The sequence below is a fragment of the Lelliottia nimipressuralis genome (assembly GCF_004402045.1).
In the GTDB taxonomy this organism is placed as follows: domain Bacteria; phylum Pseudomonadota; class Gammaproteobacteria; order Enterobacterales; family Enterobacteriaceae; genus Enterobacter; species Enterobacter chinensis.
The window spans coordinates 214,155-225,757 of sequence record NZ_SOMG01000014.1; the positions used below are offsets into that span (position 1 = coordinate 214,155).

At 55.3% G+C, this 11,603-nt stretch carries 9 protein-coding genes; 7 read left to right on the forward strand and 2 right to left on the reverse strand.

What is annotated here, in order from left to right; translation table 11 throughout:
- Window positions 1-6: 6 nt before the first annotated feature.
- Window positions 7-1,914 (reverse strand): PTS mannitol transporter subunit IICBA, encoded by a 1,908-nt coding sequence (locus tag E3U32_RS08210; RefSeq protein WP_134348373.1) that lies wholly within the window; start codon window positions 1,912-1,914, stop codon window positions 7-9.
- A 659-nt stretch (window positions 1,915-2,573) separates the two neighbouring features.
- On the opposite strand from E3U32_RS08210, the gene E3U32_RS08215 reads away from it, so the two are divergent.
- The 6 genes from E3U32_RS08215 to aldB all read left to right on the forward strand — a co-directional run bounded on the left by E3U32_RS08215 (window position 2,574) and on the right by aldB (window position 9,727).
- Window positions 2,574-2,930: a DUF3302 domain-containing protein gene (locus E3U32_RS08215; RefSeq protein WP_134348374.1), complete on the forward strand. Its 357-nt coding sequence runs from the start codon at window positions 2,574-2,576 to the stop codon at window positions 2,928-2,930.
- Window positions 2,931-2,932: 2 nt separating this feature from the next.
- Entirely contained in the window at window positions 2,933-4,069 is a 1,137-nt protein-coding gene (locus E3U32_RS08220; RefSeq protein ID WP_134348375.1) for an HlyD family secretion protein, read from the forward strand.
- Window positions 4,070-4,160: 91 nt separating this feature from the next.
- Window positions 4,161-4,769 (forward strand): glutathione S-transferase, encoded by a 609-nt coding sequence (locus E3U32_RS08225; RefSeq protein ID WP_134348376.1) that lies wholly within the window; start codon window positions 4,161-4,163, stop codon window positions 4,767-4,769.
- 103 nt (window positions 4,770-4,872) lie between these two features.
- Window positions 4,873-6,258, forward strand: coding sequence for an L-seryl-tRNA(Sec) selenium transferase (selA, locus tag E3U32_RS08230; protein ID WP_134348377.1), 1,386 nt, complete (start codon window positions 4,873-4,875; stop codon window positions 6,256-6,258).
- Entirely contained in the window at window positions 6,255-8,102 is a 1,848-nt protein-coding gene (gene selB / locus E3U32_RS08235; RefSeq protein WP_134348378.1) for a selenocysteine-specific translation elongation factor, read from the forward strand. Before selA ends, selB begins: the two co-directional genes overlap by 4 nt.
- An 86-nt stretch (window positions 8,103-8,188) precedes the next feature.
- On the forward strand, window positions 8,189-9,727 hold the full coding sequence (aldB, locus tag E3U32_RS08240) for an aldehyde dehydrogenase AldB (protein WP_134348379.1): 1,539 nt from the start codon (window positions 8,189-8,191) through the stop codon (window positions 9,725-9,727).
- Here the strand turns inward: aldB and E3U32_RS08245 are convergent.
- Window positions 9,724-10,689 carry a LysR family transcriptional regulator gene (locus E3U32_RS08245; protein ID WP_134348380.1) on the reverse strand — a complete coding sequence of 322 codons (966 nt, stop codon included), beginning with the start codon at window positions 10,687-10,689 and terminating at the stop codon, window positions 9,724-9,726. The two genes, aldB and E3U32_RS08245, sit on opposite strands and share 4 nt — an antisense overlap.
- A gap of 117 nt (window positions 10,690-10,806) precedes the next feature.
- On the opposite strand from E3U32_RS08245, the gene E3U32_RS08250 reads away from it, so the two are divergent.
- On the forward strand, window positions 10,807-11,547 hold the full coding sequence (locus E3U32_RS08250) for a MipA/OmpV family protein (RefSeq protein WP_134348381.1): 741 nt from the start codon (window positions 10,807-10,809) through the stop codon (window positions 11,545-11,547).
- Window positions 11,548-11,603: the final 56 nt, after the last annotated feature.

The following is an 11,603-nucleotide window of genomic DNA, read 5'->3' on the forward strand; positions in this document are numbered from 1 at the left end:
GTACCGTTATTTGTTGAGCAGTGCCAGAACTTCTTCAACGCTTTCAGTCTGTGCCAGGCGCTCAATGACGGACTCATCATCCAGCGCGTTGGTCAGGCTGGTAATCACCTGAATGTGCTCGTTGTTGCGGGCGGCGATACCAATCACCAGACGGGCAATGTCATCTTCTTCTTCACCGAAGCGCACGCCCTGCGGGTACTGACAGAATACGACGCCGGTCTTCAGGACGCGATCTTTCGCTTCAACCGTTCCGTGTGGCACCGCAATGGATTCACCCAGATAGGTTGGCGTCAGTTTTTCGCGTTCCAGCATCGCGTCGACGTATTCAGGCTGAACGTAGCCGCCTTTTACCAGCTGCTCACCGGCAAAGCGAATCGCTTCTTCTTTGGTCGCCGCTGTACGACCGAGGAAGATGTTCTCGGCACCCAGTTTGAACAGGTGGGCGTTGCTCTCGTCAAAGCTGTCCTGCAGGCTGGAGCGTACTTTCACTTCGTTGTCTTCGTGACGCTGCGCGGCAACCAGACGTTCGGTCAGGTTAGTGTACAGACCGCTGTCGAGGAAGTTGGTCAGTGAGATGTGCTGTGCCTGCGGTACCTGGCGCATGGCGCGTTCGGTCAGGTCACGGTGCGTAATCACCAGGTCAACATCCGGTGGCAGGCTGTTAATGGCGCTGTTGGTCACGGAGATGTTGGTCAGGCCCGCATCCTGCACTTTATTACGCAGCACGCCTGCACCCATTGCGCTGGAACCCATACCGGCATCACAGGCAACGATGATTTTACGCACGTGGCTCAGGTCGTTAGATACGTCGCCCGCCGCCAGTGGGGTCGCGCCTTTGGATTCGGCTTTCATGTCGTGCATACGACGCGTTGCCGCTTCGATATCGTCGTCTTCTTTCACTTTGCTGGTTTTCAGCAGGATAGAAGAGACAACGAAGGAGACCGCCATTGCCGCACAGATGGCCGCGATGTTCGCGAAGTAAGCCCCTTTTGGCGTCATCGCCAGTACCGCCAGGATGGAACCCGGGGAGGCAGGAGAAACCAGACCACCGCCCAGCACGCTCAGGGTGAACACGCCGGTCATACCGCCGAGGATAACGGCCAGGATCAGACGTGGATTCATCAGCACGTACGGGAAGTAAATTTCGTGGATACCGCCCAGGAAGTGAATGATAGCCGCACCGCCAGCTGACTGTTTCGCGCTGCCACGGCCAAAGAACATGTACGCCAGCAGAACGCCCATACCCGGACCTGGGTTCGCTTCAATCAGGAAGAAGATGGACTTGCCGAGGTCATGAGACTGCTGAATACCCAGCGGCGAGAAGATACCGTGGTTGATGGCGTTGTTAAGGAACAGGATTTTCGCCGGTTCAACGAAGATAGACGCCAGCGGCAGCATGTCATGCGCCACCATAAAGTTAACGCCTGCTGCCAGAATTTTAGACAGCACTTCAACCGCAGGGCCAATGCCGAGGAACGCCAGAATCGCGAGGATCATCCCGATGATGCCCGCAGAGAAGTTGTTCACCAGCATTTCGAAGCCGGATTTGATCTTACCATCAACCCAGACGTCGAATTTCTTAATCGCCCAGCCGCCCAGAGGACCGGCAATCATCGCACCGAGGAACATCGGCATATCCGCACCGACGATAACACCCATGGTGGTGATAGCCCCCACGACGCCACCACGGTCACCGCCCACCAGACGACCACCGGTGAAACCGATGAGCAGCGGCAGGAGATAGGTAATCATTGGGCCAACAAGTTTCGCCAGCGTTTCGTTAGGCAACCACCCTGTCGGAATGAACAATGCAGTGATGATACCCCACGCGATAAACGCGCCGATATTTGGCATCACCATGTTGCTGAGGAAACGACCAAAGCTTTGAACTTTGATCTTGAAATCGGATGACATAAAACACCCCTTCTTATGTTTACGCTTAGGCTTGCGGCCCGAGGTTTATCGTTAATGTGCGGCGGCAGAGGTAGCCGGACCCTGTTCTGATGCTGTGAAATCTGGCACTGAATCGTTCAACTGTCCAGATAGCGAAAATTTGTGTGATGCGCATCACGTAAATGTAGGGGGTGTGGCATTCAATGAGGTGATCTGAATCACAAAAACAGTGGACAAAAAAAATACGATGACGAGAAATAACGCAAAAACCACCTGTTTATGTGATTGTTGTCACGTTTTGATATTGTGTGTTTGTTTCTGGATTGTGACTGATTTCACAAAATATTTTTATGCAGATTTCTCCAGCTGCGATCGGCGGCAAACTTTGCTTAGCGATTCTGCTTCAGGATGGCATAGCGCAACACGTAAAGCTAAAAAACCACTTTTGATGTGTGGTATGGCGAAAAGTTAAAAGGTGGATTACGCTCATATTGTAAGGTTAAGTCTATTATTATTCAGGATATATTTTGACACGCTTATAAACTTGCATGGAGATATTATAAAAACCCATACTCCCCGGCTCTGGAAATAATAAGTACCACCCCGTTTTTATAAAAATTAATTAGGTTGCGTACTGTTATATTAATTTAATGAATTGACGTTGTTTAAGTGAGGAGAATATGTTTCTCAACTATTTTGCGCTTGGCGTATTGATTTTTGTATTTCTGGTCCTTTTTTACGGAATCATCGCCATTCATGACATACCTTACAATATGGCCAAAAAGCGTAACCATCCGCATGCCGATGCGATTCATACGGCAGGGTGGATTAGCCTGTTTACGCTTCATGCCATCTGGCCGTTCCTGTGGATTTGGGCCACGCTGTACCGTGAAGACCGCGGTTGGGGCATGCAAAACCATATTACAAAGCCTGATGAGGTCCCGGGCATGGATGCGCTGGCCAAACGCGTGGCGGAACTCGAACAAAAGCTGGCCGTAGTACAGCCTACTGCTGATAAGAACACGCTGGAGCGCTAATCATGGATCTGTTGATTATTTTGACCTATGTGGCATTTGCCTGGGTGATTTTTAAAATATTCCGTATTCCGGTAAACCAGTGGACGCTTGCCACCGCGACATTAGGTGGTGTGTTTATTGTTGCCGGACTTATTCTGCTAATGAACTATAACCATCCGTATACCTTTACGGCGCAAAAAGCGGTTATTTCTATTCCGATCACGCCGCAGGTGACTGGCGTGGTAAGTGAAGTAACCGATAAAAATAACCAGCTCATTAAAAAAGGCGAAGTGTTATTTAAACTGGATCCAGGCCGTTATCAGGCGCGCGTTGACAGACTCCAGGCTGACCTGGTGACCGCGACGCACAACATCGATAATCTGAAAGCGCAGCTGGCGGAAGCCGTCGCCAATACCACGCGCGTCTCCGCTGAGCGCGATCGCCTGTACAAAGATTATCAGCGCTACCTGAAAGGCAGCCAGGCGAAGGTGAATCCCTTCTCTGAAAGCGATATCGACAACGCGCGGCAGAACTATCTGGCACAGGATGCGCTGGTAAAAGGCTCCGTTGCTGAACAGGTGCAGATTCAAAGCCAGTTAGACAGCATGGTGAACGGCGAGCAGTCGCAGATTGCCTCCCTGCGCGCTCAGCTTGCTGAAGCCAAATACAACCTGGATCAGACCGTGGTGCGTGCGCCGAGCAATGGCTATATCACCCAGGTGCTGATCCGTCCGGGAACCTATGCCGCCGCGCTGCCTCTGCGCCCGGTGATGGTCTTTATCCCTGAACAGAAGCGTCAGATCGTGGCCCAGTTCCGCCAGAACTCGCTGCTGCGTCTTAAGCCGGGTGATGAAGCGGAAGTGGTGTTTAACGCGCTGCCGGGCCAGGTGTTCACCGGTAAGCTCACCAGCGTTCTGCCGGTGGTGCCTGGCGGGTCGTATCAGGCTCAGGGCGCGCTGCAGGCACTGAGCGTCGTCCCGGGTACGGATGGCGTACAAGCGCTGATTGAGCTGGAGCCTAACGCCGACGTCGATGCGCTGCCAGACGGTATCTATGCCCAGGTGGCCGTCTATTCGGACCATTTCGCCCACGTGTCGGTCATGCGTAAAGTGTTGCTGCGTATGACCAGCTGGATGCACTACCTCTATCTCGATCACTAATCCCTCCAGGGCAGGAATGCGACACGCATACCTGCCCTTTTTTCATCGCTTGATCCATACTGACGTTTTTTCCGGCATCAAGGATCAGGCAATGAAACTCATCGGCAGCTACACCAGTCCCTTCGTGCGAAAAATTTCGATTCTCCTGCTGGAGAAAGGGATTGAATTTGAATTCATCAATGAACAGCCCTACAACGCCGAAAATGGCGTCGCGCAGTACAACCCGCTGGGGAAAGTCCCGGCACTGGTGACGGACGAGGGTGAATACTGGTTCGATTCCCCCATTATTGCGGAGTATATCGAGCTGTTGGGCGTTGCCCCGGCAATGCTACCTGCTGACCCAAAAGCGGCGCTGGCGGTGAAGCAAATTGAAGCCCTGGCCGATGGCATCATGGATGCGGCTCTCACCTCCGTGCGTGAACAGGCAAGGCCTGCCGCCCAGCAGTCAGAAAACGAACTACTGCGCCAGCGGGAAAAAATCAGCCGCAGCCTGGACAGGTGTGAACAGCTTATCCGGGAGGGGAAGATCGAAACCGACAGCCTGAACCTGGCGACAATCGCCATCGCCTGCGCCATTGGCTATCTCAACTTCCGCCGCGTTTCCCCTGGCTGGTGCGTAGACCGTCCGCTGCTGGTGAAGCTTGCAGACACGCTTTTTAGCCGCGAGAGCTTTGCCCGTACCGAACCACCAAAGGCTTGATGCGGGTTATAACACTTCGCCGCTGGAGGCGGTACAATCTCTCCACATGTTAACTCCCTCTCCCGTCGGGAGGGGGGAAGATATTTACTCGCCAGGCGCTTTCATGACTACTCATCATTCGCTGTACAGCCAGATCCCCGCTACCGACCGTCTTCTTCGCGAGCCCCGCATTCATGCTGCCGTTGAGCGTTTTGGCCATACCGCGACGGTGGAGATGTTACGCCTGCTTCAGGATGAAGCCCGAAGCGCTATTCAGTCAGAAAACGCCTTACCCGACTGGTGTGCAGCGTGGGAGCAGGAAGTTGAACACCGGCTGGACGAGAAAGCGCAAAGCGCGTTACGCCCGGTGATCAACCTGACGGGTACCGTCCTGCATACGAACCTGGGCCGCGCACAGCAGGCGGAAGAGGCCATTTCTGCGGTCGTGCAGGCCATGCGCGCGCCTGTGACGCTGGAGTACGATCTGGACGGCGCCGGGCGCGGGCATCGCGATCGCGCGCTGGCGGAGCTGCTGTGCCGGCTGACCGGCGCGGAAGATGCCTGCATTGTGAATAACAACGCTGCGGCGGTGCTGCTGATGCTGGCGGCCACCGCCAGCGGCAAAGAGGTGGTGGTTTCCCGCGGCGAGCTGGTGGAAATTGGCGGGGCGTTTCGCATCCCGGACGTGATGCGCCAGGCGGGCTGCACGCTACATGAAGTGGGCACCACTAACCGTACGCATGCGAAAGATTATCGCGCGGCGGTGAATGAAAATACCGCCCTGCTGATGAAGGTCCACACCAGCAATTACCATATCGAAGGCTTCACCAAAACGGTTGAAGAGGCCGAGCTGGCGGCGATTGGGCGCGAACTGAATATACCGGTGATTGCCGATCTCGGCAGCGGCTCGCTGGTGGATCTGAGCCAGTACGGTCTGCCAAAAGAGCCGATGCCGCAAGAGATGATTGCAGCGGGCGTCAGCCTGGTCAGCTTTTCCGGCGACAAACTGCTGGGCGGGCCGCAGGCCGGGATTATCGTGGGTAAACGCGAGCTGATTGCGAAGCTGCAGCAGCATCCGCTCAAGCGCGCCCTGCGTGCCGATAAAATGACCCTTGCCGCGCTGGACGCGACGCTGCGGCTTTATCTGCATCCCGAGAAGCTGGCCGACAGCCTGCCCACGCTGCGTCTGCTAACCCGTGATGCCGCCTCGATTCGCGCCCAGGCCGAGTTACTGCTGCCGCGCGTAGCTCCGCACTACCCCGATTTTGACGTGCGCATTGAGCCTTGCCAGTCTCAGATTGGCAGCGGTTCGCTGCCGGTGGACAGGCTGCCGAGTGAAGCGCTTACGTTCACCCCGCGTGACGGGCGCGGCAGCCGCCTTGACGCCCTGTCGTCGCGCTGGCGCGGTCTGCCGACGCCGCTTATCGGGCGGATTTACGACGGCCGAATGTGGCTGGATCTGCGCTGCCTTGAAGATGAAGAGCGATTTCTGGAGATGTTGTTGAAATGATTATTGCCACCGCCGGTCACGTCGACCACGGAAAAACCACGTTACTGCAGGCGATTACCGGCGTAAATGCCGACCGCCTGCCGGAAGAGAAAAAGCGCGGCATGACCATCGATCTCGGCTATGCCTACTGGCCCCAGCCCGATGGTCGCGTTCTGGGTTTTATTGATGTACCGGGGCATGAAAAGTTTCTGTCTAACATGCTGGCGGGTGTGGGGGGCATCGATCATGCCCTGCTGGTGGTGGCCTGTGATGACGGCGTCATGGCGCAAACCCGCGAGCATCTGGCGATCCTGCAGCTGACCGGCAACCCGCAGCTGACCGTGGCGCTGACCAAAGCCGATCGCGTGGACGACGCGCGCGTCAGCGAGGTGCGCGAAACGGTGCAGGCAACCTTACGAGAATATGGTTTTGCCGATGCAGCGCTTTTTGTCACCGTGGCAACAGAAGGGCGAGGTATCGACGAACTTCGCCACCATTTACAGCACCTTTCGTCACGTAGCCACGCCAGCCATCACCGTTTCCGTCTGGCCATTGACCGGGCGTTTACCGTCAAAGGCGCGGGTCTGGTGGTTACCGGTACGGCGCTGAGCGGTGAAGTAAAAGTGGGGGATAGCCTGTGGCTGACGGGCGTTAACAAACCGATGCGCGTGCGCGGTCTGCATGCGCAAAACCAGCCCACAGAGCAGGCCCACGCCGGGCAGCGGATCGCGCTTAACATTGCCGGGGATGCGGAAAAAGAGCAGCTTAACCGCGGCGACTGGCTGCTCGCCGACGCCCCACCTGAACCGTCTGAACGCGTCATTGTCTCCCTGCAGACGCACGCGCCCCTGAGCCAATGGCAGCCGCTGCATATCCACCACGCGGCCAGCCATATCACCGGGCGCGTGTCGCTGCTGGAAAACGACCTTGCCGAACTGGTTTTCGATTCGCCGCTTTGGCTTGCAGACAACGATCGTCTGGTACTGCGTGATATTTCCGCGCGCGAAACGCTGGCCGGGGCGCGGGTGGTGGTGCTTAACCCACCGCGACGCGGCAAGCGTAAACCTGAATATCTGCAATGGCTGGCAGCGCTGGCGCAGGCCAGAGAGGATAGCGCCGCGCTACAGGTGCATCTTGAGCGCGGTGCGGTGAGCCTTAAGGATTTTGCATGGGCACGCCAGCTGAGCGGGGAAGGTTTACGTCAGCTGACCCAGGAGCCGGGCTTTATTCAGGCCGGAAACAGCTTGCTCAACGCCCCGGTTGCGGCAAACTGGCAGCGTAAGATACTGAACACGCTCGCAACTTACCATGAACAGCATCAGGATGAGCCTGGCCCGGGTCGTGAACGTCTGCGACGCATGGCGCTGCCGATGGAAGACGATGCGCTGGTGCTGCTCCTGATTGAAAACATGCGCGAAAGTGGGGCGATCAAAAGCCACCACGGCTGGCTACATCTGCCGGATCACAAGGCCGGATTCACCGCAGAGCAAGAGGCTATATGGCAAAAAGTGGCCCCGCTGTTTGGCGATGAGCCGTGGTGGGTTCGCGATCTGGCTCGCGAAACGAACGCCGACGAGCAGGTGATGCGTCAGGTGTTGCGCCATGCGGCGCAGCAGGGGCTGATAGTCGCGATCGTGAAAGATCGTTATTACCGTAACGATCGTATTGTTGCGTTTGCGAACCTGATCCGCGAGCTGGATCAGGAGCGGGGTTCAACCTGCGCCGCTGATTTCCGCGACCGACTGAACGTGGGCCGCAAGCTGGCGATTCAGATCCTGGAGTATTTTAATCGCATCGGCTTTACCCGCCGTCGCGGTAACGATCATGTCCTGCGAGATTCGCTGTTATTTCCTGAAACTCCGTGACCCCTGTCGTAAACACCGTTACCGGCTGGCGAGAAAATCGCCAGCCGGAACTACCCTTGTTGTACACCAACAGCAAGGAGACGGTCATGACAAACAATCCTCCCTCATCGCGTATCCAGCCCGGCGAGTATGGTTTTCCCCTCAAGCTGAAGCCCCGTTATGACAACTTTATCGGCGGCGACTGGGTCGCTCCCGTCGACGGCGAATACTATTCCAACCTGACCCCCGTTACCGGCCAGCCGCTGTGTGAGATAGCCAGCTCCGGCAAGCGCGATATCGATCTGGCGCTGGATGCGGCGCATAAAGCGAAAGATAAATGGGGCCATACCTCCGTTCAGGACCGTGCGGCCATTTTGTTCAAAATTGCCGACCGGATGGAGCAAAATCTGGAGCTGCTGGCGACGGCAGAAACCTGGGATAACGGCAAGCCGATCCGGGAAACCATGGCGGCAGACGTGCCGCTGGCCATTGACCACTTCCGCTATTTTGCCTCCTGTATTCGCGCGCAGGAGGGCGGAATAAGTGAGGTTGACAGCGACACCGTGGCGTATCACTTCCATGAACCGCTGGGCGTGGTCGGGCAAATTATTCCGTGGAACTTCCCGCTGCTGATGGCGAGCTGGAAAATGGCGCCGGCGCTGGCGGCCGGAAACTGTATTGTGCTTAAACCGGCGCGTCTGACCCCGCTCTCGGTTCTGCTGCTGATGGAAATCGTCGGCGATCTTCTGCCGCCGGGCGTGATTAACGTGGTGAACGGTGCGGGCGGTGAGATAGGTGAATATCTGGCCACCTCAAAACGTATCGCCAAAGTGGCGTTTACCGGCTCGACGGAAGTGGGTCAGCAGATTATGCAGTACGCCACGCAGAACATCATTCCGGTGACCCTGGAGCTGGGCGGGAAATCCCCGAACATCTTCTTCGCAGACGTGATGGAAGAAGAAGATGCCTTCTTCGATAAAGCCCTGGAAGGGTTTGCGCTGTTTGCGTTTAACCAGGGCGAAGTCTGTACCTGCCCAAGCCGCGCGCTGGTGCAGGAGTCCATCTATGAGCGCTTTATGGAGCGTGCCATTCGCCGCGTCGAATCTATCCGCAGCGGTAACCCGCTCGATAACGTCACGCAGATGGGGGCGCAGGTCTCGCATGGACAGCTGGAAACTATCCTCAACTACATTGATATCGGCAAGAAAGAGGGCGCGGATATTCTGACCGGTGGTCGCCGTAAAATGCTGGGTGGGGATCTGCAGGAAGGGTATTACCTTGAGCCGACGATCCTGTTCGGTCAGAACAACATGCGCGTTTTTCAGGAGGAGATTTTCGGACCGGTGCTGGCCGTGACCACCTTCAAAACGATGGAGGAGGCGCTGGAAATTGCCAACGACACACCGTATGGCCTGGGGGCGGGCGTCTGGAGCCGCAACGGTAATCTGGCGTATAAAATGGGTCGAGGTATTCAGGCCGGGCGCGTATGGACCAATTGCTACCACGCCTATCCGGCACACGCGGCTTTTGGGGGTTATAAGCAATCGGGCATCGGTCGTGAAACCCATAAGATGATGCTGGAGCATTACCAGCAGACGAAATGTCTGCTGGTCAGCTACTCTGATAAACCGCTGGGGCTGTTCTAATCGCCCAGCTCAGGCCGTCCATGGGCGGCCTGAGCAATTTGCTGGCGCAGGCAGTTGAGGACGCCATCCAGAACGTATTGCACACGCCAGGGCTGGTATTCGCGTTTGCGGAAAATGGCCGTCAGATCGAGCCACCACTCCTCCTGATGCGGGAAGCAGGGAACCAGCATCCCTGTTGTTAATTCTTTTTTCAGACTCTCTTTTGGCGCAAAAACAATCCCAAGGTTATTTCTTGCCAGCTCCAGGGCTGTCTGCGTATTGTCGCAAATATAATTACCGGTTACCCGGTAATCATGCACGTTATCACTGCCGTGCACGCGAAAGCGCCAGATGTTTGCATCATCGACCAGCATGGAGTCAATGAGAATGCAGGAGTGATTAATTAACTCTTCAGGTCCCGTCAGGGGATGTTTATTTAAATATTCAACGGTTGCAAATGCCGTAACGGAATATTTTGTCAACACGCTGGCGACCAGGCTTTCATCTTTCGGTTGAGCATAGGTAATTAAAATATCGCAGTCATCCGGAAAGGAAACACCTTCTGAAAATTCATTACGGTCCAGGTTGTAGGTTTTCAGGGAGATGCGGATGTCACCAATGTCCTCTATCTGATGGATCACGTGGCGCGCAAGATAGGTCACGATACCTGTTGGGGCATAGATCGTGACTTTTCCGCGCTTTTCATGCTTGTAATCAGCAATGAAGTTAACAAGTTGACTGTTCTTATCCAGCGTAGCATTCACGTAGGGAAGTAACGCTTCGCCAAACTGGGTAAGGGCCAGCTGACGAGTGGTGCGCTCGAATACCTTGAGCCCAACCCGCGTTTCAAAATCAGACAGATATTTACTGACGTTGGCCTGCGCCATGCCCAGCAGGGCGGCGGCATCACCAATGCTGTGGGTTGCGGCAATGACGGAAATAATTTTTAATTCGCGTGGCTTTAGCTGTAATTTACTCATCATGCGCACCCATCTATATGATTTTATATATAATATTATATAAACCGCAGCGTTGCATTGGCAAATTTGTAACCATTATTATTCGCCTCGCTTGTTTGGCATTTAAATGGATTACATGTAATGACTATTAAATACAATTTACTCATCGCTGCCACGTTATTTGCAACATCCTCTGCAATGGCCGGTGACTTTTCACTTGGAGCGGGGGCTGTATTTAATGAGTCTCCTTACAAAGGATATAATGAAAATACCAGTGCAGTACCGTTAATTAGCTACGAAGGCGACAGATTCTATGTTCGCCAGACCACGGGCGGATGGATCCTGTGGAAAGATGCAAAAAATGAATTCAGCCTGACCGCGTCGTGGATGCCGCTGCATTTTGATCCTGATGATAACGACGACCATCAGATGAAGCAGCTGGATGAGCGCAAAGCATCCGCCTTCCTCGGCGGCGCCTACTACCGCCACGAGAGCTGGGGTTCTCTGAAAGTAGCCGTCTCTGGTGATGCGATGGATGAAAGCGGCGGCGTGATGGGCGAAGTATCGTACTTCCGTCCAATCAGAATGGAACGCCTGACTCTGACGCCATCGATCGGCGTTTTCTACAGCGATGAAAGCTATAACGACTACTACTACGGTGTATCCGGCAGCGAGTCTCGCCGCTCGGGTATGGATGAATACACCGCCGGCGACAGCTGGACGCCATACGTCGGCCTGGCGGCTAAATATCAGTTAACCCAGAAGCTGTATCTCAACGCCAGCGCGGTTTATACCGTATTACCTGACGACGTGAAGAACAGCCCGATGATCGACCGCGACGACAGCTTCGCGCTGATGACCGGCCTGACCTGGCGTTTCTGATGCAGTAAAGCCGGGTGGCGGCTTCGCCTTATTACTCCCTCTCCCGTGGGAGAGGG

Coding starts and splice junctions, on each gene's coding strand:
- E3U32_RS08210 (WP_134348373.1), bottom strand. CDS start 1,914: ATGTCATCCGATTTCAAGATCAAAGTTCAAAGCTTTGGTCGTTTCCTC.
- E3U32_RS08215 (WP_134348374.1), top strand. CDS start 2,574: ATGTTTCTCAACTATTTTGCGCTTGGCGTATTGATTTTTGTATTTCTG.
- E3U32_RS08220 (WP_134348375.1), top strand. CDS start 2,933: ATGGATCTGTTGATTATTTTGACCTATGTGGCATTTGCCTGGGTGATT.
- E3U32_RS08225 (WP_134348376.1), top strand. CDS start 4,161: ATGAAACTCATCGGCAGCTACACCAGTCCCTTCGTGCGAAAAATTTCG.
- selA (WP_134348377.1), top strand. CDS start 4,873: ATGACTACTCATCATTCGCTGTACAGCCAGATCCCCGCTACCGACCGT.
- selB (WP_134348378.1), top strand. CDS start 6,255: ATGATTATTGCCACCGCCGGTCACGTCGACCACGGAAAAACCACGTTA.
- aldB (WP_134348379.1), top strand. CDS start 8,189: ATGACAAACAATCCTCCCTCATCGCGTATCCAGCCCGGCGAGTATGGT.
- E3U32_RS08245 (WP_134348380.1), bottom strand. CDS start 10,689: ATGATGAGTAAATTACAGCTAAAGCCACGCGAATTAAAAATTATTTCC.
- E3U32_RS08250 (WP_134348381.1), top strand. CDS start 10,807: ATGACTATTAAATACAATTTACTCATCGCTGCCACGTTATTTGCAACA.